We start from the raw sequence: 22,654 nt of genomic DNA, 5'->3' as shown, positions 1-22,654 counted from the left end.
AATAAGTCGTTACTATAAACATCCAATCCATAACATTACCAAGAACACTACCTCTCTGTGACTTTACATCTCCGCTCTCATAGCGTTTTCAGCCATGTCATGCGATTCCTGCTTTATGATTCATTAGGCAAGATACAGCGTAATATTATCGCTTCCAGATGCTCCAAGGAACGTCACGGCATTGCCGTCTGTCAGACCCACAACGAAGTTCCCGTTGATAACCTGCTCTGATGTCACACCCATAATGCCGAAATTGGCCTCTGTATTCACCACAGCACCGGAAACAGTCACATTTCCTGTCTGGTCACCCGCAATCAGAATATGATCAGTCCCTTGTGTCACATCGATTTGCAATGCACCGGAACCTGCAGTCGAGAGATCCAGACCGCCCTTACCCGCGACAATACTGACAGCACCAGATCCTGTCGTCACATCCAGATGCCTGGCGCCTCCCGTAATTGTTCCCGAGGCATCTGAAGAAGCTGTTTGGATGACTTTCAGAGTAGCGTCACCGGAACCTGTATCCTGAACATCAAATGTGCCGGTGCCGGTAACGTAGAACTCGGCATTTCCTGAACCTGCGTCATTGAAGTTTGTTGCACCCGCAGCACTCCAAACGGAGACAGTCCCATCATTTTGGGCGACGACGGTATTTGTTCCGCCGTCCAGAGCAACCACTCCGTTGTTGACGACAATATCATTCGCCCCCGAAAGAGTGCTGGTCACGGAAACCGATGAGTCATTCGCTTGATTCGATGCATCGGTCGTACCGACAGTGCTCAACAGATTTGCTTCTTTTGTATCCGGCGTGGTTGTGCTCTGCTCTGTCGAGGCTACCAGGGAGGCGACATTTTCCTGTGAGACACCCGCATTTACCGCGCCCGTTGCCACAGTATCTTCGCTGGTCGAGACATTTGCACCGGAATCTGTCAACGCAGTCCAGGGAACGCCATAACTTGCCTGAGGCAATACAGCATCGTTTAACGAGCCGATATTCGCAGCAGAAGATACTGTCTGTGCTTTCGTCTGATCTTCCATTGCGGAAGTATCAGCGCTGCTCTTCAGAACAGCGGAACTATCACTGGTCAGTGTCTGGGAAACACTTGCCGGGTTTCCAAAAATGACAACAGGTTCATCACTTCCCTGATCAGAAGAAGCCTTCGCAGCCATTTCATCAGAGGATAAGGCCATCAGATCTTCATTCTCACCGGAAATAGACAGACCAACCGCTGTGGAGAGATCACCTGTTTCCGAAGCCGCAACCAAAGAAGACGAAAAATCGCTCTCTTGTTCTGATCCCAATGATGACTGGCCGCCAAGTGTCGTTGAAACTGAGGACACGCCTGCCTGCTGTGTATCGGCAACTGAAGAACGTCCGTACCAGCCGCCTTCCACATAAACGACCGGAACTTCACTCGTGTTTTTCTCGAGTTTGGCAGAAGCATTACGACTGATGTTGCTCATGAATTCACATTCCATCAGCACTCCACCTTATTACGTCTGCAAGTTTTTCATCTACAGAAGCAACATCGTGATGTGCGGCATTCGGGAACCGAACAATTGTCCGGCGACAGAGCCCTGACGTTAAGAAAAATTAGTTAACAAACTCTGCACAAACCCTTAAAATCTTATGGATAATAAGAACAAATACAGAATAAATTGACTCATTTACTTTTTTATTCTAATAAAAATATACTTTTATAAAAAACGATACAGACATCACGCAGAGACAACCATCTCAGAAAAAGCTCTCCCCAAGTGATTTGACCAACCAGGCTCACTCAAGACAGGAATATCCTGCGCCAGTTCGTCAGAAACCAACGATGCCCTGTCTCCAGAACACGATGCAAATTCAGCGCTGCATGGCCAGAAACGCACAAATCCTGACCAGCACACGGGAACCTTTCTGATCAGGAAAAAATGCTCAGAGCTTTACCCAACCAGACAACTCGGAACGGACAAGATGTTCCAGCAGGTCAATGGCTTGAGGACAGGCATTCAGGCACGGAACAAGCGTCAATTCCTTTCCTCCCGCCGCCATGAACTCCTCTCTCAGTTCGTTACCCAGCTCATCCAGCGTTTCGATACAATCCGCCATGAATCCCGGAGTGATAATGGCGACGCGCGTAATACCCTTTGCGGGTAATGCCGCAACAAATGGAGCTGTGTAGGGCTCCAGCCATTTTGCCGGTCCAAAACGCGACTGAAACGTCAGAGGCATGTATTCATCGGACAGACCCATGGCAGCACGCAGAGCCACGACCGTCCGTTCGCAGTCCTCACGATACGGGTCACCCTTGGCGACATACTCGTTTGGCAAACCATGAAAAGACGTCACGACCATTTGAGGCTTTTCAGACAAACCCGACAGGGCAAGCTGTAATGTCTCGGCAAGGGCCTTGATATAAACAGGATCATCCGCAAACGCTGGCAGGGTGCGGATGGCAGGCTGCCGTCTTACCGTCATCAGAAAACGAAACAGCTGATCATTGGCCGTGGCCGTCGTCGTCGCGCTGTACTGCGGATAAAGCGGCATGAAAAGGATGCGATCACACCCTTCACGCATCAGTTCCGTTACAGCCTCACCTACTGACGGCGAGCCATAACGCATACCCCAACCGACCCGGACATCATCGGTCTGAAATCGCGCCGCCAGCAACTCCGCCTGTTCTCTTGTATAGGTGCGCAGGGGACTTTCGTTTTTTTCCTCGTTCCAGATCCGCTTGTAAGCCTTGCCGCTGCGGCCCGGCCGGACCGTCAGAACCACGCCCTGCAATATCGGCTGCCAGATAGCGGGATTGGCCTCGATCACGCGCTGATCGGAGAGAAACTCCGACAAGTACCGACGCACCGCACCAAAATTGGTGTCATCCGGCGTCCCGAGATTGGTGAGCAGAACACCAATGCGTCCACGCCCCATGGGAGCGGCGGCTGCTTCTTGGGATGTGACGTGAATAAAGGCCATAAACACCACCGGACAGTACATCCGACATGATGGCCGGAATAGGAAAGACAGTTAACAGGCCGGGACAGGTCACCTCCGGTGAGCCTGCCTCCAGCCTTTTATGATGAGAGTGCTTTTCTGGTCGCCGTAATCGTCGTTCCGGGTTCAGTCGCTGTCGCGGGCAAGACCAGAGAGACCGTTTCACCCGGTGACAGCTCACCCATCCGGGCGAGCAGATCACCCCCGACTTCCAGCGAATAAGGCCGTCCGGCAATCTGCACGCGCAGTCCCGTCAAAGGCTGGGGCGCAGGCACCACGAGCCCATGATGATCTGTCAGTTCTATACCTGATGCAGGAAACAGACTTCTGGCCGTGTAGAAAGGCATGGGCGCAAACAGAATGCCCTCTCCCCGTTCCGGAGCTCCGAGCACGACACTTCCGTCCTGTCTGGTGGCGATAAATCCGTTTCGGGCATCGGCATACGGACCTTCACTGTCCAGAATCCGGAAAGCGAGCGCCACACCTTCCTCCATGACCGGCTCGATCTGCGGCAGAGGCATCGGACGCGTTTCACGCTTCAGCAGCACGAAGGGATCCTCGCTTCGCGTCGGATCGATCCCGAAAATCAGCCCCGGCAAGCCATTGGGTAGATCGGCAGGCGCACGGGCCACCAACCGGTCATCGAGGGCATCGTTATGCAGAAACCGACCGTAGCTGTCGTAAAGCCAGATTTCATCAGCACGCGGTGTCTCCGCCACAGTTCTCTCCTTGCCGTCATTGTTTCTCCTTCCGGAGAAGCCCGATCGTCAGTCAGACCCTTTTACACCAGTTTTCACGCATTTCCGCATGAGAGAAGAAAGCGCAAGTCCATCCACCTTTTCAAGCGCGACAGGAAAGCCTTCTTCCTCACGGGGATTGGGCAGACTTCGCACCCGCGCCGCATACACATCAATCAGTAGCGTAAAATGCGTAAAGACGTGCTTGACCGTTCCCACACTCGTCCATTGTGGAACAAGAAGCCCGCCGGACACGCGATCGGCAAAAGGAGCAACCGCCTCCGCCTCATCCGTGCTCCACGGCTTCTCCCGCCACTCCGGCCCCGGCAGTTCTATCGTTCCCCCCAGCAGTCCATGCGGAGGACGCCGTCTGACAAGCATCTGACCGGCATCATCCATCAACAGGAAATGCACGCCATGACGGGTGGGACGTTCGGCCTTGGGAGATTTTTTCGGCAATTCCGCCTGTATGCCAAGTTTCCGCGCCTTGCAGGATTTCTGCCACGGGCACAGCACGCAGGCGGGAGAACGGGGCACGCAGAGCGTAGCGCCAAGATCAAACAGGGCCTGCGCGAAGTCCGATGGCCGCTTATGTGCCTCCGGACCACCGTTGAGCGTTACGGCCTTGGCCGCCAGCAGCTTCCTCGCTCCCGGCATCGGTTCCTGCACAGCGAAGATGCGGGCTGAAATCCGCTCCACATTCCCGTCGACAGGAACGACCGGAATACCGAAAGCAATCGCCGCTATGGCCGCCGCCGTATAGGCTCCAATGCCCGGCAAGGCCTGCAAACCGGTTACGTCGCGAGGAAATCCCCCCAGACGAACCACTTCCTCCGCGCAGCGATGAAGATTGCGGGCCCGGGAATAGTAGCCCAACCCCGACCATGCCTGCAGCACTTCGTCCAGTGGAGCACGGGCGAGCGCCGCAATATCAGGGAACCGTTTGAGAAAATTGTGGTAGTAGGGAATGACGGCAGCGACCGTTGTCTGCTGCAACATGATCTCGCTGATCCAGACATGGTAGGGATCAGCCGTTTCCCCCGGCAAGGCGCGCCAGGGAAGCGTTCTGCGGTTATGGTCGTACCATGCGAGAAGATCTGAGTCTGAGGGAATCACGGAGCCAGTTTATGAAACCCGCACGACCAGCACGCAAGAGCGAGACAGCAACAGCCGAGCCCCCACGTCGCTCTTTCAAGCCGCGCGATCTGGGCAGCATGATCCCCAACCTGACACGGGAAGCCTTCCGCAAACGCTCTCCGGCAAGCGTGACGCTGTTCATCGACTGGATGCAGATTGTGGGAGAGTCACTCGGAACGCGCACCGAGCCGCGCAAACTGTCAGCGGGCACGCTCACCATTGCCTGCCGTGGCCCTGTCGCCATGGAAATCCAGCATATGCAGACCGCCCTGATTGACCGGATCAACACGTGGTGCGGCCAGCGGATTGTTGAGCGTCTCAAGATGACGCAGGATTTCCAGCCCTCCAGTCAGGCGTCGGGTCGTCCCGTGCGTCGCACGCCTCCCAATGTGCCACCTGTCGTCGTTGATGATATGCCGGAAGGACCGCTGCGGGATGCTCTGGAAGCGCTGGGCACGCGTCTTGCCGAACGCAAAGCGACCCGGAAATAACCCCGAAGCTGCACTCCATCGCCCTGAAAGGAACACGATTCTGGTATTACAGAATCACAGGGCCGAAGTGCAGATTATTTACTTTCGAATCATGGGGACGTGAGAGAAGAGCCCACAACGAACTGCCTGGCGTTTCTTCCGGGTACGAATCACTGACCCTAAGAAGAACCCCGGAACCAGGTTTTATGAAAGACTCTCCCGAAACACACGAGCCGGATTTGCAGGCGGATCGTGACTTCCTCATCCGCTGGCGACAGTCATCGGCTCGGGACACCGCCATCATGCTGCGCGCCAGCCTGCTGCGCCGCACCAATCCCGAACTGGTCAAAGATGTGGAAAAGCAGGCAAAGCCGTCGCTTTCTCCCGTAGACTGAACCAGTAGATCCTAACGAAAACAGGGGCCTTTCGGCCCCTGCTTGTTTTGACGGCGTTATTCCGCACGCTGCTTATGGAATGCAGACCAGCTTGCGGTTGATGAACTCCTCGATGCCGAACTCGGAGAGCTCCCGGCCATAACCGGAGTTCTTGATGCCTCCGAACGGCATCTCGGGACCGCCGCCGCCCATCGCATTGATGAACACCATGCCTGTCTCGATCCGCTCGGCGATACGCCAGCCACGCTCAGTGTCCTTCGTGTAAACCGAACCACCCAGTCCGAACGGCGAGTCATTGGCCAGAGCAATGGCTTCTTCCTCGTCACGCACGCGGTAGATCGATGCGATCGGCCCGAAGATCTCCTTGTAGAAGATCGGGTTGTCCTTCGTGATGTCGGTCAGGATACCGGCCTGAATGAAGAAGCCATCCCGGTTGAGACGCACGCCACCCGTCAGAAGCTTGGCACCGCCTTTGACGGCGATATCGACCTGCTCCAGCACCAGCTTCATGGCGTTTTCGCTGCTCATCGGACCATGCGTGTTGTCCTTGTCCAGCGGGTCACCATAACGGAACTCGCTGATGGCGGATTTCAGCCGCGCGGTGAACTCGTCAGCAATGCTCTCATGAACGATCATGCGCTTTGCAGCCGTGCAGACCTGACCGTTATTCTCAAAACGACCATAGACAGCGTTCTTGACGGTCAGATCCAGATCCGCGTCTTCCAGCACGATGAAGGCATCCGTGCCGCCCAGCTCCATGGTGCTCTTCTTCAGAGCCTTGCCTGCCTGTGAGGCCACAGCGCTGCCGGCCCGCTCGCTGCCCGTCAGCGCCACGCCACAGACTTCCGGACGCCCGATCAGGGTCTCTGACTGGTCATTGCTGATGAACAGATTGGTGTAGGCTCCCTCCGGAGCGCCTGCGTCGATGAAGAGTTGCTCGAACGCCAGCGCGCACTGTGGCACGGTCGGGGCGTGCTTCACCATGACCGTGTTGCCCGCCATGAGGTTTGGCACAGCCACGCGGGCAAGCTGGTAATACGGGTAGTTCCATGGCTCGACACAATAGATCACGCCAAGGGACTGGCTGATGACCTGCGCCTTGCTACAGGATGTCTTGATGTCCTTGGGTGCCAGGAACTGCTGGGCGTTGTCAGCATAATAATCGAGAATATCGGCGGAAAACTCGATCTCACCGATGGATTCACCGATGGATTTGCCCATCTCGGTGGCGATCAGGGACGCGTGCTTTTCCTTGTCGCGACGCAGGGCTTCTGCGGCGGCTTTGACAATCTTTTTGCGCTCTTCGAAGGAACGGTGACGCCAGTCATCTCTCCAGAGCGTATGGGCCTTTTCCAGCCTGGCGATCATCTGAGCGTCGGTATGCTCGTCAAAAGTCTTCTCGACCTTGCCCGTCGTCGGGTTGAGTGTCTTGTAGGCAGACATGACGGTCTCTCCTCTCTGCTATCCGGATAGCAATCCTTACCCGAGCCAAAAGCGGGTGTGCGGCGGCATACTCCAATGATTTTTTCAAAACGAAAAGGGGCCGGGCAAGGCTTTTACCCTAATTTGTTTTATTTTCGCACCAAATCCTTTCCTCCGGAGAGATCACCATAGTTTATTTCTTCACTTAAAAAATCATACACTTTTCCAAAATGGGAAAGGAAAACTAACCGCTCCATATTAACGAAAACATAGACATTCGTCATCAATTCCGAAAGCCGGACAGATCTCAGGAACGCTTTTTCTGCAACAATCCCCACATGCGGGGCGTCGAGATCTTCACAGCAGTCGAAGGCTGGACGACCTCATCATTCTTACGTCAGACCCACAACGTGCCCGATAATATGTCTGTCTGAAATATAAAACACGGAACCCTGTCCTCTATCAGTCGTTGGAAAGCCATCACGTGGTCACCCTGCCCCCGTTTCCGGGAGTGGATGAGATGACCCGACTTTCTTTCCAGATCTGATGGAGGCATTCATGCCCAAGGACTCCAGTCCTAACCCAAGCATCGATAACGGATTGCATGACCATCCCCCGGGCGCCGGGCACATCAAAACAAAAGATACGGTCGCTCCGGGTGGCGAGCTTCATCAGACCATTGCCCATAACGGTGACCATTCTGATGGGGTCGCTCATCTGACCGACAACTTCGGTCACCGGATTTCGGACAACGAAAACTCCCTGAAAGCAGGCAAACGCGGCCCAACCCTGCTGGAAGATTTCATTCTCCGTGAGAAGATCTTCCACTTCGATCACGAACGTATCCCTGAGCGTATCGTGCATGCCAGAGGTTCGGGCGCGCACGGCGTCTTCGAATGCACCAAAGCCATTCCCGAACTGACAAAAGCGTCGATCTTCCAGAAAGTCGGAACGACCTGTCCCGTCTTTACACGCCTTTCCACTGTGACAGGTGGCGCTGGCTCTGTGGATACGCCCCGCGATGTCCGTGGCTTTGCCGTCAAATTCTATACTGACAGCGGCAACTGGGATCTTGTCGGCAACGATATTCCGGTCTTCTTCATTCAGGATGCCATCAAGTTTCCGGACCTTGTCCACAGCGTGAAGATGGAAGCCGACCGGGGCTATCCGCAGGCCGCAACCGCCCACGACACGTTCTGGGATTTCGTCAGCCTGATGCCGGAATCACTGCACACAGTCATGTGGGCCATGTCTGATCGCGGTATCCCCCGCTCCCTGCGCATGATTGAAGGGTTCGGCGTCCATACCTTCCGTCTTGTGAATGAGAAGGGTGAAGGCAAGTTCGTCAAGTTCCACTGGAAACCGGTGCTCGGCATTGAATCGACCACATGGGACGAAGCCGTCAAAATCGCTGGAAACAACCCTGATTTCCACCGTCAGGATCTCTTTGAAGCGATCAGTCAGGGTAATTTCCCTGCGTGGGATCTGGGCATACAGGTGTTTGACGAAGCCTGGGCCGCCAAGCAGCCTTACGATGTGCTCGACGCTACCAAGCTGATTCCGGAAGAAGATATTCCCGTCGAAATCATTGGTCGTATGACGCTCAACCGGAATGTAGATAACTTCTTCGCGGAGACCGAGCAGGTCGCCTTCATGCCGACCAACATCATTCCCGGCATCGACTTTTCCAACGACCCTCTTCTGCAGGGCCGTCTGTTCTCCTATCTCGACACGCAGAAATCCCGTCTGGGAACAACAAACTTTCACCAGATTCCCATCAACGCGCCCAAATGCCCGTTCAGCAATTTCCAGCGGGACGGCATGATGCAGACCCTCGTGCCGGTCGGTCGCGCCAATTATGAGCCGAACAGTCTGGCGGAAGCCGGAGAAACCGGCGGTCCACGCGCCTGCCCGACAACGGGTTTCAAAACGTTCGAAGAAAACGCCGAGGACAATGACCCGACCCGCAAGGTTCGCGTGCGTTCAGAAACCTTCGCGGATCATTACAGCCAGCCACGCATGTATTATCGCTCCCTCACAGAAAGCGAGCAGGCGCATACGGCGTCGGCTATCGTTTTCGAACTCTCAAAGGTTCAGATTCCGCATGTGCGGGAACGGGTCGTGGCCCAGTTGCGCAATGTTGACGAGTCCCTCGCCAAGCGGGTTGCAATAGGTCTGGCCATAGAGCTGCCGGCGAAGGCGAAAGCTGCCAAGGAACCGATCGATCTGAAGATTTCTGATGCGCTTTCGATTCAGAAACAGGCCAAAAACACCCTGAAAGGCCGTCAGATCGGAATCTTGTTCGCAGAAGGGTCAGATCTGGCTGAAATCAAAAAGTTCAAGGATCTGATCGAAGGAAAAGGTGGCACAGCGGTGCTCGTCGCTCCCAAGGTCGGGGGCATTCCGGTCAAGGGCGGGACACTTGAAGCCGATGGATTGCTCGCCGGATCGCCTTCCGTGCTTTTCGATGGAATCATCTCCATCCTGATGCCAGATCAGGCCAAGAAACTGTCGCATGATTCTGCGGCTGTGCAATGGTTCATGGATGCCTACGCCCACTGCAAAACCATTGCTCACTGCAAGGGCACGCAGATCATTCTCGACCGTGCGGGCGTTGAAAAGGACGATGGCGTTGTCCCGCTCGATGAGTTCGAGAAGGTCGGCGTGAAGCGGCATTGGGCACGCGAGCCCAAAGTGCGTGATCTCGCTTAAAGCCGGGTCATTACGGGGCTTTGCCCCGTGCCGCACCAAAGGGGCAGAGTCTGACTCTGTCCCTTTGTTTGTAAAATACATGGTCCCTTAAGGCGCTTTGACTATGGATCGCTTTTTTAAAAGCAGCCTTTCTCCTTAACCACTGCTCCGGCGCGGAAAGAACCTGAACGGCACGGAACGTGACGGACGGGTGGAAAGAACCCCAACCGGCAAAACAGGTTCGTCATCCACAGCTGTAAAACGATACAGCTGAACCAGCCGCGCGAGGACGAGAACAGCCTCGGTCATGGCCAGTTGCGCGCCTATGCAAACATGCGGCCCCGCACCAAACGGCAGGAACGTAAACCGCTCCGGCTCCTTCCCGTTCAGAAAACGCCCCGGATCGAATGCCGCAGGATTTTCCCAGAGTTCAGGGTTTCTATGCAGCATCCAGAAGGGGAGCAGCATCATCGCGCCACCGGGAATAGACTGTCCGCAAAGCTCAACATCACTGACAGCCTCACGCCCTGTCATAAATGCCGGTGGGAAAAGTCTGAGCGCCTCTCGCACCACGGCTGTCGTGACAGTCAGTTTTGGCAAAGCAGCCGCAGCGTGATCAGATGACAGATCGATTGGGCGGACCTCTTCCGCTATAGCCTCCTGCCACTCAGGCGCATTGGCCAACAACCAGACAGCCCAGAACAGAGCGGTTGCCGTCGTCTCATGCCCCGCCACAATCATCGTGGCGACTTCATCCACCACGGCCTGACCGGCAATACCGCCTTCCTCTCCAAACGCCTGCATCAGAAGGTCAAAAAGGTCGCGCGCGTCATCCTGCGCGCCAATCTTCGGCCGTTCAGCAATAATCGCCTCAATCAGCGCGACCCAGCGTCGGCGAAAGCGTTTCCGTCGCCAATCCGTCAGTGTTGGCACTGACGGCGGCAACAGGAAATCTGCCGGACGCGGCTGACCAATTCCCGACATGAAGGACGTCACCATCGTTCGCAACTGCGTGCCGAAGGTTTCGCTCGTCATTGAAAACATTGTCACAGCGGCAATATCGAGCGCGAGTGTCTGGGTCAGGGAAAAAACATCGACCGGCTTTTCCATACTGACACGAGGCAGTGTCATATCCGCGCAGGCCGCTATGTGTCTGGCGAGTGTCGGCACCGTCCTCGGTGTGAAAGCCGGTGCCATCGCCTTTCTCTGACGACGCCAGACAGCGCCTTCACTGACCAGAATACCCTCTCCCACAATAGGACTGAGCACACGTCGCCCCATGCGCAGACGCTGAAAGGATGCCGCGTCCGTGGAGAGCACCGCCTTGATGGCCTCCGGTCCGGCTGCAACCACCAGAGGTCTGCCCAGCGCACGCAGCGACAGGACGGGCTCATAAAAACAGCGGGCTGGAAAAGCTCCAAATCCGTTCTGTTTCAGACGGAACAGGACACCGAGGCCCGTGATATCATCCGGTGGCAATTGCGGCATGGGAGGAGAGAAAAGGACAGCCATACCAGCGAAATAACGGGAAATGGAATGAACGGCCAGTCTGTGAAACGTGCAGACAGATATGTCAGAGCGTCAAATGCGCCTTCGCATAAGACTCTTCAGGATTATTCATTTTTACTCCTGACAATCTTCCATCACTCTGCTGGACTGCTGATTTCCTCAGTGCAACCAGAAACAAGACTGGAAGATCCTCAAGGGTTTCTTCCCGTTATAATCCTTTCGGAGTTTCCCCCACGATGACATCACTCCCGGAACGAGAAGCCGGTTCAAAGGTCGCCCCGTTTATCCTCAACCGCTGGTCACCGCGTGCCTTCACACCTGATGAAATGACACAGGAAGATCTGCTCACCATCCTTGATGCAGGTCGATGGGCGCCTTCGGCCTACAACGCCCAGCCGTGGCGTTTCATTTACGCACGACGCAACACACCGGGTTGGGAGCGGTTCCTCTCCTGGCTGATCCCATTCAACCGTGCATGGGCCGAGAACGCCTCCGCGATCGTCTATATCGCCTCACGCACCGTCACCGACAGCGCCCGCACAGGCGAGCCCATTGAGGCGCCATCGCACGCTTTCGATGCCGGAGCCGCCAGCATCCTGATCCAGCTGCAAGCCAATCAGAACGGGTGGCACACCCACCCGGTCAGCGGGTTCGACAAGGAGCTGGCTCACGCCGGTCTGGAACTCCCCGAAGACCATGTCGTGCATGCGGCCATCATCATCGGACATCGCGGCCCTGCAAGCCAGCTTCCGGAAAATCTACAGGAACGGGAAAAGCCTTCGACCCGCATCCCACTCGATGCTCTGGCGTCTGAAGGCCGTTTCATTCCCCCGACGACGGCATCCTGATCAGCAAGGCGGCGATCACCAAAAGATCGCCGCCTTGCTGACTCAGATTGGGTGTTATTCCGCCACCACCCGTTTATTGTCGATCCGGTCGAGCAGTTTCTCCAGAGCACGAAATCCCTCTCGCCATATCCCCAGATTTTCCTGATTTCCGATATGACCAACCTTGCCTGCGGGAAACAGGTCAGCGCCCCAGCAATGCGCCATAAACCGGGCACGGGCCGGAGATAGCCACTCATCATTATCGCTTGTCACCAGCACAGATGGAAAACGCAGAGTTCCCTGTGGCAAAGGCGCAAAACCCTTTATCCGCCCTCTTGCCGGAGCCCGTGTTTCCTCCGCGTCTGCGGGCGCTACCAGTAACGCACCGGCAATCTCCAGATCTGCGCAATGAACTGTCAGCAACGCACCCAGACTATGCGCAACAACAAGCACTGATCGCGAACAATGCTGGACTGAAGAGACCAGTGTCTTTTTCCATGTTTCCAGATCAGGGCTGCTCCAGTCATGCTGCTCGACAGAACGCACGGAAACCCCTTGGTGAAGCAGAAAATTTTTCCACAATGACTGCCAGTGACGTTCTCCTGATCCATCCAGACCAGGGACGATCAGCACATCAAACGCCATCAGACGCAGCATGAGAGTTTTCAGTCCATCATCCGTCTCGTCATCCAGCCATGAACCCGGACGCGGTAAAAACTTTTCGGAACCGAATGACGAGGCAATCTGCATGACTGGTCTCCTGCTGAGGGAAGTCACTCCATTGGTGCGTCCATGCCGGGTCTATCCCTTGACGGCTTCAAAAGCTGTCCGACCGGCTGCTTCAAGAACAGCATCCGCCTGTGGTGTATGAATACGTCCACACAGGACATTCCGATAATGTCGTTCCAGAGGATTGTTCTGACTGAGGCCGGGGTTCCCTGTCACTTCCACAGCCCGCGCCACCGCCGCAATGGCGTTTTCGGTCACAAGGCGCTTGATCTGCCCCGCTTCCACCTGCGTGATGGTTTCATCCGCTATTTTTGAAAACACACTGTCCAGCAAGGCTCTGTTGGTGAGAAGAAGTCCATCGATCTCACCCACCACAGTGTGAAAACGCGGAAGTGTTGAAAGAGGACGCCCCAGCGCCGTGGGCACGCGCGCGTTCAGAAAATCAATCAGCCAGTTTCGTGCCGAGCGGGCCACCGCATCATAAAGCGCCGCCACCACAGCCGTATGCGCCGTCGCGAGGATCGATGGTTCAGGTTTGCTACCACTCTCATGGAAATTGATGAGATAACGTTCTGGCACCTCCACATCTTCAAAGATGATGGTGTCACTGCCCGTCGCTCTCATCCCCAACTGATGCCAGCTTTTCTCAATCCGAACACCGGGGGAGGCGAGTGGCACCAGAATCTGCCCGATACGGGGCGTTTCTTCTTCCGTTGCGCCCCAGACAATGCCCCAATGCAGTGCCGAGGAACCCGTCGAGAAGATTTTGCGACCGGAAAGCAGCCAGCGATCTCCCTCTCGTCGCACCCGTGTTGCCGGAATGCCGCCGCGGGCCGGTGTGCCAAGTTCCGGCTCGACACGCAGACCATTGAGCAGCGCTCCCGAATGGACGATGGAATCAAAGACTTCCTTCCGCACATCCTCGGACCATGTGCGGGACACAGCAACTTCCAAAGTCTGAAGATACTGCATCGCAAGAATCAGGGCTGTGGAAGGATCGCCTTCCGCCACACGGGCAACGATGTGCGCGATCTGACGCAGGGTGATCCCGCCTCCCCCGTGGCTGCGGGGCACTGCCAGGGCAAGCAGTCCGGCCTTGCGTAAATCTTCCAGATTATCGAATCCGATTTCACCACGGCGGTCATGATCGGCGGCCCGCTCGGCAAAGCGTCTGACCAGTTCGTCCGGCACTTCGATTTCAGTAAGAGTGGGTTCGATAATCCGTGATCCGTCCATGATCAAAAATATCCGCTTTCATCAGGGTGGTGTCAGATTCTGCTCAAAGGCTTCATCAAAAGCATCCGATCGCGTAACAAAACCGGCGGACCGATAGGTAGCGACAACAGATGCCTCAGCTCTGATGGTATCAGATGTCACGGGCGCGGGCGTGGCAATAAGTTTTTCAGCAACAGAAACGGCCACATCGTCAGGAATTCCGGTCTGTCGGGCCAGTATGTGGGCATACTCCGCCTGATGCCGGGTTCCCCACTCATAAGCAGCCGTCATACGGCGATAAAAATCCACCAGATGGGCGCGTTTGCTTGTCAGAGCCTCCGTGCTGGCCACAAAGAAACTGTTGTTCGGCATCAGGTCAGCGGCATCGGCCACGACATGGCCATGCCCGGCGACAACAGCAAGGGAGACATAGGGTTCCCATGTGGACCATGCATCCACACGTTGGGTATCGAGCGCCGCCTTGGCCTGTGCGGGAAGAAGGAAAACGATTTTTGGCGCCGGAGCGGGAATGGCTCCCGTAGCGAGCAGACGCAGCAGCAGCAGATGACCAATGGACCCTCGGCCTGTGGCAATTCTCTTGCCCGACAACTGGGCTGCACTGGTGATGGAAGAACCCTCCGGCGCGACCACCGCGGTCGCCTTGCCGCCGCCACGGGGAGGAATCAGCCACGTGGCCCGAATGGGTAACCCCGCTCCCCATGCGAAAATGAAGGGACCGTCCCCAGCGATTCCCGTGTCCACGGCTCCGGCTCCAAGAGCCTGAAGGAGCGGTGCAGCAGCCTCAAATTCTACCCAGCGGATATGATAGGGCACGTCCTTGTCCACGCCTGATGCCTGCATCAGGGCTTTCTGTTGCCCCTTCTGGTCCGCGACTACCAGTTCGTCATCCGCCCAGGCCGAGGCGACAGGAAATGCGCCAATGACCAACATCAGCATGGAGATCACGGTGTAGAAGTGAAGCGCCCTGAACGGACGGCTTGGTGCTATCTGCTTCATCCCCAAAAACCACCACTTAATGTCGCACAATTCAATTAAATCACACAAATGAATGATATGAAAATATTTCACCTTGTGAGAGGGTGTAAATATGAAAGAGTGCGCTCACTGAAATAACGACAGCGTGGAGTCACCAGACCATGTCAGGCGCAATCCAGCACAGCACCACCCCTTCCCTATCCCGGTTTGCCATCCCATCCGTCGCCACGTTGTCTTCCCCCCGAAGAAACTGGCTTGGGAGAGCGCCTTACCGGAATGTCGCCCGTTATCTCTCTCCCCTGCTGATGATCCTGTGCTGGCAGGCTGCCTGCTCCACCGGCCTGCTTTCCACCAGACTGGTCGCGTCTCCGATCCAGATACTGGGTACCGGCTGGAGCCTTGTTCAGGACGGCACTCTTTCGACCAATATGGGTGTCTCCCTTCTTCGTGCCGTTGCAGGCCTTTCTCTCGCTCTTGTGGCGGGAATCAGTCTCGCCCTGATTTCCGGCCTATCCCGGCTTGGCGAAAACATTGTTGACGCCCCGCTCCAGATTTTTCGCACGCTGCCCGTTCTGGCGCTTGTTCCTCTTTTCATTCTCTGGTTCGGCATCGGAGAAACGCCAAAGATCCTTCTGGTGGCTCTCGGTTCCACGTTTCCGATCTATCTCAACCTTCACAAGGGCATCCGTTCGATCGACCCCAAACTGCTTGAGATGACACGCACCCTGCGCCTGTCGCGTAGCCAGACGATCCGCGACGTGATCCTCCCGGGCGCGTTGCCCGATCTGCTGGTTGGCGTCCGTTTTGCAGTCGGCATTTCATGGCTGATGCTTGTCGTGGCCGAGCAGGTCAACGCTGACAGTGGTATCGGACACATGATGATGGATGCACAGGATTTCCTCCGCACGGATATCATCTTTGTGGGTCTTGCCATCTATGGGCTTCTCGGACTGATCTCTGACCAGTGCGTGCGGATACTGGAACACCGGGCGCTGGTCTGGCGTCCTGCTCACGCCCAGCGGACGGGGAACATCGGATGAACTACATCTCTTCCTTGGCCCCGGTCGCCACTGATCTCCAGCCAGCAGTTAGTGTGCGCGGTCTGAGCCGTCGCTTCGGAAACGGTTCTCCTGTGCTGGACAAACTGAATCTGGATATTGCCCAAGGCGAGTTTGTCGCTCTCCTTGGTCGGAGCGGTTCGGGCAAATCGACATTACTCCGCGCCCTCTCAGGACTTGATCCTGTCAGGGAAGGACAGATTTCATGCCCGCAGGAATCTGCTGTCGTGTTTCAGGAAAGCCGTCTCCTGCCATGGAAAAAAGTCTGGCAGAATGTGATGCTGGGAAAAGCTGGCGCAACACGCGCTGGCGCACGTCAGGTTCTGGAAGAAGTGGGACTTGGACATCGCACGGACGCCTGGCCACTGACCTTGTCCGGAGGAGAAGCTCAACGTGCCGCACTTGCACGCGCGCTCATTCGGGAACCGAAATTCCTGATGCTGGATGAGCCGTTTGCCGCACTGGACGCGCTGACACGTCTGCACATGCAGAATCTGGTGTCAGCCCTCTGGCAACGTCATAAAAGCGCGGTGTTACTGGTAACACATGATGTGGACGAAGCGCTTCTGCTGGCGGATAGGGCTGTCGTGCTTGAAAAAGGGCATATCCGGGCTGAAGTGTCCATTTCGCTTCCTCGCCCACGACGCCATTACGATCCTGCTTTTGTGCACTTGCGTTCAGTGCTTCTGAAACATCTTGGTGTTGATGAATAGAAGAAACGGAACAGTGACGTCATGACTCTAGAGAGGTGTTCAACGATCTGTAGCATGGCAGTGCCATGCGATATCGCCATTTTGGAACGGTGAAGCATACCGACAGATTGCGTGGATCATCGAATTTACAGACTATTATTCCCAGACACTCAACAGTCTGCTTCCCGTGCCGCTTTGCGAAGCTCCTCACACAGCGTGTGTATGATCGGCCGGGCGCCATGTCCCGTAAACTGCTCTATATAATAATTGCCCAGTCCCGGAATGGCCGGAATGGTTTTACAGACTTCCAGCCCAAGCGCCTGCACCAGATTTTCGGATGCGGGCCAAGGCACCAGCGCCAATGCGTGACTTTCCTTGATCATCATGAGCGCAAGAGGCGTTGTATCAACGGATTCAACTGTCAGGGCAGGATCATCGGCCATACCAGGATATCGCGTCAGCAACGTATTCCACCCGACCGCATGCGACCGCACATCCAACAATCTGAAATCCGTTATATCACTGGCATCTGTTATGGCCTCGATATCCGGCGCCTTGCCGACAACAACATGCGTTATGCCCATCAGCCAGCCCGGATGCGAAAGCGTGGACATGCCATGATCAAACCGGATCGCCAGATCCGGCTCGGTGTGACGCTGTATATCCTCTATGATCAGATCAATGCGAACTGACGGATGCGCCTGCTCGAAAGCGACCAGACGACGTGGCAACCAGCTCATGGCCATCAACTGACTGGCAACGAGAGAAATCCGCTCTTCATTTTTTCTTGGAAAAAGGGAAGCCGTCTTCGACTCAATGGCTCGCAAAGATACCTGCACAGTCGAAAGATACCTGCACAGTCGGTAGAAACTCATTCCCCTCCACGGTCAATCGGACCCTGTTGGGACTTCTGACAAACAGCGGTTTCCTGAGATAGGTCTCAAGGGCAAGGATCTGCTGGCTGACCGCAGCCGCCGACATGTTCAACTCACGTCCCGCCGAGGCAAAACTCTGATGCCGTGCCGCTGCATCGAAAACGCGTAGCCAATTCAGGGACGGAATACGGGATGGCTGCATCCGTTAAGCTTAAGCTGAGCTTATGCTTTCTGCCAAGAAAAAATATGTTCCGATATCGCATTTAAAAATCTAATGAAGTTACGTAGTTTTTTGTCATACCCATCAACAGGAAATCATGAATGCCTCTTCGTGCGACCTGTCTTGCGATAGCAGGAATGTTCCTGACATGGTCAGGTTCCAGTCGGGCTGAAGAGTATTCGCGCACACTCACCATCGCCACGGAAGGCACCTATCCTCCTTGGGCTTTTGCAAAACCGGATGGTTCGTATGCCGGTTACGAAATGGATCTTGTGAACATTCTCTGTCAGCGCATGAAGGTAACGTGTCGGGTTGTGACGCAGGACTGGAATGGTCTGATCCCCGGACTGCGTGTCGGGCAGTACGACGCCATCATCGCTTCAATGGGCGTCACGGAAGAACGCAGCAAGGTCGTCTCTTTTTCCATTCCCTATACACGCGCACCCAATGGCTTTCTGACAACAGCCGCCGACCCATTGGCGCATCTGCCGTATGGGGAAAGCTCTTTCGATCTCACTCAGGAGCCACAGACAGCGCGATCAGCGCTGGACACCCTGAAAGCCGCCTTCGCTGGCAAGGTGATCGGCGTTCAGACAGGCTCCACAGCCGCCGTCTTTGCTGAAGCCTACCTTCAAGGGCTGACAGTCCGGGAATATCCATCTTTCGAGCAACTTGGTCTCGAACTGACGGCCGGACGCATAAACATCGCAATCGCCAATGTCACAACCTTCAAAACCCTTATGGAAGCGGCTCCCAAGGGCTCCCTCGTGATGACGGGTCCGACATTTTCCGGCGGCGTTCTCGGGTCCGACACAACCAACATGGCGTTCCGTCCGGACGATGACGCCCTCCGCAACGCTTTCAATGCCGCACTTGCTTCCGTCAACAGGGACGGCACGAACCAGGCCCTGTCTGAAAAATGGTTTGGCACGGATATTTCAATCCATGACTGAAAAATTCTGAAGATTCCGAAAGATTTTCTCACGGACACCGTCCGGTTTCGCTTCCTCATTCCGATTGCAGAGTTAAGATGTTTTCTCCCATCGCACCACTCACGCACAGCATAACGGTTTATCTGGATGATCAGCCGATCACCGCCAGCAAGGGGGAAAGCGTGGCCGCCTGCCTGCTGCGCGCTGGCGTGGCGTTCAACCGACTGACGCCCGTGTCCGGTGCGCCCCGTCTGCCTTACTGCATGATCGGTCAGTGCTTCGACTGTCTGGTGGAAATTGACGGCATCGGTAATCAGCAGGCCTGCCTGACAATCGTCCGCGACCGCATGCGGGTCCGTCGTCAGAATGGTGCCGCCGTCGCTCTGGAACACTCCGCACAATGACGCAGACAACCGACATGCGCCCCTCCGTGCCAATGGATGCTGACATCATCATTGTGGGATGCGGTCCGGCAGGCATGACAGCCGCCATCGAACTGGCCGAAGCAAACTGCTCGGTCATCGTGCTGGACATGCAGCCGACACCGGGCGGTCAGATCTTCCGCAATCTGGAAGACAACATTTCTCAAAAGAGCTCTGACAAACAGAAGCTTCTTGCTGCACTTGGTCCTGCCTACCGCGCCGGAGCGGACCTGATCCGACGGTTCCGCGCCAGCTCGCGCATCGACTACCGCCCCCTGACAACCGTGTGGGAAGTCCGACCGGACGGGACCGTGGGATGGCTGCGCGGGGTGGACGCAGGCTACCTCCGAGCCACCACTGTCATTCTGGCTCACGGCGCTATGGAACGGCCCGTGCCTTTTCCCGGCTGGACACTTCCCGGTGTCATGACGGCGGGCGCCGTCCAGACACTCCTGAAAGCAGGCAATCTCAAACCGACCGGTAACGTCGTTCTGGTAGGAACAGGCCCTTTGCTCTTGTTGTTGGCGACACAGCTTCACAAGCTGGGCGTGAAACCAACTCTCATCGCGCGCACCGACCGTTTTTCCGATGGTCTGCGGGCTATGCGTCACCTGCGCAGAAATGGCCTCCTTCCAGTGATCAAAGGACTGGGATGGCTGGCACAGCTGAAACGTGCTGGCGTGCGCATGGTCTCGGGCCTGTCTGACATCGCCGCCGAGGGTGAACAGAAGGTCGAGGCCGTCAGCTTTACGGCCAAAGGACTCAGAGTGCGTCAGGCCTGCGATCTGCTGGTCGTGCATGACGGCATCGTGCCTGCCATCGATATTCCCAATGGAGCCGGCCTAGCTTTGCAATGGGATCAGGCCAACGCCAGTTGGCGTCCGCGCACAACCCCGGACGGTCTCGCCTCATCCACCCTGCCGCCTGACCTTCAACCGGAGCGCTGCGCTGTCCGCATCACGGGTGACGCCAGAAGGATCGGGGGAGCAGAAGCCGCGATCGCGCATGGACAACTGACAGCACAGGCCATTCTCGCCGAACTTGGCAAAGGCAGCGGCATTTCCAGCAAGAGTCAGCAGGCCGTTGACAGAACCCTGTCTGTCCGACCTTTTCTGGACACAGCTTTCCCACCGGGTCTGTCCGCCACCCTGCCGGACGACAACACAATCGTCTGTCGTTGCGAGGAACTGACCGCCGGAGCCCTGCGCGAGAAAATCCGCACCGGATTCAGCAACATGGACGCTCTGCGCGGTGAAACACGGTGCGGCATGGGGCCCTGTCAGGGACGCAACTGCATGATCACCGCAGCACGCCTGATCGAGGAAGCTCATGGTGCCTGCGTCCCCACGCCACCGGTTTTCAGGGGACGACCTCCGATACGTCCCCTTCCCCTCGGTGCACTCGCCGGTCTGAACGGCCTGGACCCCAGCGCGACCGAGTTGCTCACACTGGAAGACAAGCCTGAACATGATGTGGAGGCGACGAGCGATGTCCCGGCAGAGTGAAACCGCCCTTATCATCGGTGCCGGACTTCAGGGCTGCTCGATCGCGCTGTTTCTGGCGAGAGCTGGCTGGAACGTCACGCTGCTCGACAAGAATGTCGCAGGCCGACACGCCTCCAGCGTCAATGCGGGCGGGTTGAGAATGCTGATGCGCGACTGGCGGGAATACCCTCTTTCGCAACGCGCCATGGAGCACTGGGAACATCTCGACCGACTGGTCGGAGAAAAGGCTGCCAGCGCCTGTGAAGTTCGCCTCGGGGTCAGCCAGATCGGCCTTGCGCTTGATGACGCCGAGATGTCATGGGCCGTTGGCCGTGCTGAAGACATGAAAAAGCGTGGACTTGGAGAAGAAGAGCTTCTTTCACGCGAGGACGTGCGTGCCCTGCTTCCCGGCGTCTCTGACACCGCTCTTGGCGGTCTGATCTCCCGACGGGATGGTCACGCCAACCCGGCCGCCGCCACCCGCGCATTTCGGGAAGCCGCCGTCGCGGCGGGTGCCCGGATTGTGGAGAATTGCCGCGTGCTGGGGCTGGAGCGTGTCCGGGGCGGAGGATGGCGGGCGGAAACATCGTTTGGCCAGCATGAAGGCGGCGTTCTCATCAATTGTGGGGGTGCATGGGGAGCGCGGGTGGCGGTCATGGCCGGACAGACGTTGCCGCTCAAGACCGTCGCGCCGTCGATGATGGTCACGGCACGGACCCAACCATTTCTCACCCCCGTTGTCATCGGCATCGACAGGCCGCTCTCCTTCAAGCAGAGCGCTGTCGGATCGCTGGTCATCGGTGGCGGCATTCTGGGAAAGCCGTGTCCTGATCAGGACACATCATTCACGGTCATGGACCGCATGCCGCAGAGCGCAGCCGCGACTCTCGAAGCCTTTCCGGCGCTGGCGCATGTGCCGGTCCTGCGGACATGGACCGGGCTGGAAGGCGCAACGCCTGACGGTATTCCCGTCATCGGTCCCGGACAGGACACGCCGGATCTGTGGCATGTCTTCGGCTTCTGCGGGCATGGCTTCCAGCTTTCTCCGGCTGTCGGAGAGGCTGTCGCCAAGTCCCTCGTCAGCGGCACCCTTGAAGCAACACTGGCTCCCTTTGACTGCGGACGCTTTGCCTCCAGAGTGGCCGCATGAATACCTCGTCCCTCACCCTTGTCGGTTTTGGGCCGGATGGCTGGGGCAAACTGCTGGTCATCGCGGCTGGCCTGACCCTGATTGCTGCTTTGTGCAGCTTTGCGATCGGTGGTCTGCTGGGCACAGCCGGAGCCGCATTGAAACTGTCATCCGCGCCTCTCCTGCGCTGGATCGGCACTTTCTACACAACCGTATTGCGGGGAATACCGGAAATACTGATTGTCTATCTCTTCTATTTCGGCGGCTCGCTGGCGCTGACCCACCTCATGCATCTGGCAGGTTTTCCCGGCTTCTTCTCGCTGCCGTCCTTCGTGATCGGGGTTGTCGCCATCGGTCTGGTCTCGGGCGCGTATCAAACGGAAGCCTATCGCAGCGCGTATCTGCGCCTTGACCGAGGCCAGATCGAAGCCGGCAAGGCCTGCGGCATGAGCCGAACTGTTCTTCTGTGGCGTATCATCGCTCCCCAGACGCTCCGTTTCGCTTTGCCCGCACTCGGGAACATCTGGCAATCCGTCCTGAAGGAGACCGCGCTGCTGTCCATTATCGGTCTCGTGGAACTCCTGCGGCAATCAACCATCGCTTCCGGCGCGACCCGACAGCCGCTTCTTTTCTATGGCACCGCCGCGTTGCTGTATCTGCTCATGGGGCAACTCACGGGTTTCGGCATCAGGTCCGTTGAAAAACGTCTTGGCCGATGCTGGGAGCGATAG

The 22,654-nt window shown here is 56.6% G+C and carries 22 protein-coding genes; 11 read left to right on the top strand and 11 right to left on the bottom strand.

What is annotated here, in order from left to right; translation table 11 throughout:
• Positions 1 to 123: 123 nt before the first annotated feature.
• The 4 genes from B3759_RS04875 to B3759_RS04860 all read right to left on the bottom strand — a co-directional run bounded on the left by B3759_RS04875 (position 124) and on the right by B3759_RS04860 (position 4,836).
• Entirely contained in the window at positions 124 to 1,464 is a 1,341-nt protein-coding gene (locus B3759_RS04875) for a hypothetical protein (protein WP_291364159.1), read from the bottom strand.
• A gap of 460 nt (positions 1,465 to 1,924) precedes the next feature.
• Positions 1,925 to 2,965, bottom strand: a complete 1,041-nt coding sequence (hemH, locus tag B3759_RS04870; protein WP_291364157.1) for a ferrochelatase — start codon at positions 2,963 to 2,965, stop codon at positions 1,925 to 1,927.
• Positions 2,966 to 3,063: 98 nt separating this feature from the next.
• Positions 3,064 to 3,702 (bottom strand): hypothetical protein, encoded by a 639-nt coding sequence (locus B3759_RS04865; RefSeq protein WP_291364155.1) that lies wholly within the window; start codon positions 3,700 to 3,702, stop codon positions 3,064 to 3,066.
• A gap of 48 nt (positions 3,703 to 3,750) precedes the next feature.
• Entirely contained in the window at positions 3,751 to 4,836 is a 1,086-nt protein-coding gene (locus B3759_RS04860) for an A/G-specific adenine glycosylase (RefSeq protein WP_291364153.1), read from the bottom strand.
• Between the two features lie 11 nt (positions 4,837 to 4,847).
• On the opposite strand from B3759_RS04860, the gene B3759_RS04855 reads away from it, so the two are divergent.
• Positions 4,848 to 5,348 carry a DUF721 domain-containing protein gene (locus B3759_RS04855; RefSeq protein ID WP_291364151.1) on the top strand — a complete coding sequence of 167 codons (501 nt, stop codon included), beginning with the start codon at positions 4,848 to 4,850 and terminating at the stop codon, positions 5,346 to 5,348.
• A 185-nt stretch (positions 5,349 to 5,533) separates the two neighbouring features.
• Positions 5,534 to 5,722, top strand: coding sequence for a hypothetical protein (locus tag B3759_RS04850; RefSeq protein WP_010666525.1), 189 nt, complete (start codon positions 5,534 to 5,536; stop codon positions 5,720 to 5,722).
• A 72-nt stretch (positions 5,723 to 5,794) separates the two neighbouring features.
• Here B3759_RS04850 and B3759_RS04845 read toward each other — a convergent pair whose 3' ends face one another.
• Positions 5,795 to 7,165 (bottom strand): NAD-dependent succinate-semialdehyde dehydrogenase, encoded by a 1,371-nt coding sequence (locus tag B3759_RS04845; RefSeq protein WP_291364149.1) that lies wholly within the window; start codon positions 7,163 to 7,165, stop codon positions 5,795 to 5,797.
• Between the two features lie 537 nt (positions 7,166 to 7,702).
• Between B3759_RS04845 and B3759_RS04840 the strand changes: the two genes are divergently transcribed.
• Entirely contained in the window at positions 7,703 to 9,856 is a 2,154-nt protein-coding gene (locus B3759_RS04840; protein ID WP_291364147.1) for a catalase, read from the top strand.
• Between the two features lie 135 nt (positions 9,857 to 9,991).
• Here B3759_RS04840 and B3759_RS04835 read toward each other — a convergent pair whose 3' ends face one another.
• A complete protein-coding gene (locus B3759_RS04835) occupies positions 9,992 to 11,347 on the bottom strand; it encodes a cytochrome P450 (RefSeq protein WP_291364145.1) in 1,356 nt (451 codons plus the stop codon).
• Between the two features lie 233 nt (positions 11,348 to 11,580).
• Here B3759_RS04835 and B3759_RS04830 point away from each other — a divergent pair, with 233 nt between their 5' ends.
• Entirely contained in the window at positions 11,581 to 12,192 is a 612-nt protein-coding gene (locus tag B3759_RS04830) for a nitroreductase family protein (protein ID WP_291364143.1), read from the top strand.
• A gap of 54 nt (positions 12,193 to 12,246) precedes the next feature.
• Here the strand turns inward: B3759_RS04830 and B3759_RS04825 are convergent, their stop codons facing one another.
• The 3 genes from B3759_RS04825 to B3759_RS04815 are packed head-to-tail and all read right to left on the bottom strand — an operon-like array spanning position 12,247 to position 15,132.
• Positions 12,247 to 12,921: an RBBP9/YdeN family alpha/beta hydrolase gene (locus B3759_RS04825; protein ID WP_291364141.1), complete on the bottom strand. Its 675-nt coding sequence runs from the start codon at positions 12,919 to 12,921 to the stop codon at positions 12,247 to 12,249.
• A gap of 51 nt (positions 12,922 to 12,972) precedes the next feature.
• Positions 12,973 to 14,136 (bottom strand): acyl-CoA dehydrogenase family protein, encoded by a 1,164-nt coding sequence (locus B3759_RS04820; RefSeq protein WP_291364139.1) that lies wholly within the window; start codon positions 14,134 to 14,136, stop codon positions 12,973 to 12,975.
• Positions 14,137 to 14,157: 21 nt separating this feature from the next.
• Positions 14,158 to 15,132, bottom strand: a complete 975-nt coding sequence (locus tag B3759_RS04815) for an ABC transporter substrate-binding protein (protein WP_291364138.1) — start codon at positions 15,130 to 15,132, stop codon at positions 14,158 to 14,160.
• 284 nt (positions 15,133 to 15,416) lie between these two features.
• Between B3759_RS04815 and B3759_RS04810 the strand changes: the two genes are divergently transcribed.
• Both B3759_RS04810 and B3759_RS04805 read left to right on the top strand, forming a co-directional pair.
• Positions 15,417 to 16,151: an ABC transporter permease gene (locus tag B3759_RS04810; protein ID WP_291364229.1), complete on the top strand. Its 735-nt coding sequence runs from the start codon at positions 15,417 to 15,419 to the stop codon at positions 16,149 to 16,151.
• Entirely contained in the window at positions 16,148 to 16,882 is a 735-nt protein-coding gene (locus B3759_RS04805) for an ABC transporter ATP-binding protein (protein WP_291364137.1), read from the top strand. Before B3759_RS04810 ends, B3759_RS04805 begins: the two co-directional genes overlap by 4 nt.
• Before the next feature lie 149 nt (positions 16,883 to 17,031).
• Here the strand turns inward: B3759_RS04805 and B3759_RS04800 are convergent, their stop codons facing one another.
• Together B3759_RS04800 and B3759_RS04795 are read right to left on the bottom strand one after the other, a co-directional pair.
• Positions 17,032 to 17,601, bottom strand: coding sequence for a hypothetical protein (locus B3759_RS04800; RefSeq protein WP_291364135.1), 570 nt, complete (start codon positions 17,599 to 17,601; stop codon positions 17,032 to 17,034).
• 73 nt (positions 17,602 to 17,674) lie between these two features.
• Complete coding sequence (locus B3759_RS04795; protein WP_291364133.1) at positions 17,675 to 17,938, bottom strand: LysR family transcriptional regulator; 264 nt, start codon at positions 17,936 to 17,938, stop codon at positions 17,675 to 17,677.
• Between the two features lie 119 nt (positions 17,939 to 18,057).
• On the opposite strand from B3759_RS04795, the gene B3759_RS04790 reads away from it, so the two are divergent.
• From B3759_RS04790 to B3759_RS04770, 5 genes are all read left to right on the top strand, one after another.
• Positions 18,058 to 18,909 (top strand): transporter substrate-binding domain-containing protein, encoded by an 852-nt coding sequence (locus tag B3759_RS04790; RefSeq protein ID WP_291364131.1) that lies wholly within the window; start codon positions 18,058 to 18,060, stop codon positions 18,907 to 18,909.
• Between the two features lie 77 nt (positions 18,910 to 18,986).
• On the top strand, positions 18,987 to 19,292 hold the full coding sequence (locus B3759_RS04785; RefSeq protein ID WP_291364129.1) for a (2Fe-2S)-binding protein: 306 nt from the start codon (positions 18,987 to 18,989) through the stop codon (positions 19,290 to 19,292).
• A complete protein-coding gene (locus B3759_RS04780) occupies positions 19,289 to 20,815 on the top strand; it encodes an NAD(P)/FAD-dependent oxidoreductase (RefSeq protein WP_291364127.1) in 1,527 nt (508 codons plus the stop codon). Before B3759_RS04785 ends, B3759_RS04780 begins: the two co-directional genes overlap by 4 nt.
• Positions 20,799 to 21,944, top strand: coding sequence for an NAD(P)/FAD-dependent oxidoreductase (locus B3759_RS04775; protein ID WP_291364125.1), 1,146 nt, complete (start codon positions 20,799 to 20,801; stop codon positions 21,942 to 21,944). Before B3759_RS04780 ends, B3759_RS04775 begins: the two co-directional genes overlap by 17 nt.
• A complete protein-coding gene (locus B3759_RS04770) occupies positions 21,941 to 22,654 on the top strand; it encodes an ABC transporter permease (RefSeq protein ID WP_291364123.1) in 714 nt (237 codons plus the stop codon). Before B3759_RS04775 ends, B3759_RS04770 begins: the two co-directional genes overlap by 4 nt.

The sequence above is a fragment of the Acetobacter sp. UBA5411 genome (genome assembly GCF_002409645.1).
Lineage (GTDB): Bacteria > Pseudomonadota > Alphaproteobacteria > Acetobacterales > Acetobacteraceae > Acetobacter.
Note: the sequence above shows the minus strand (reverse complement) of the source record. Positions and strands in the feature narration are given on the sequence as shown.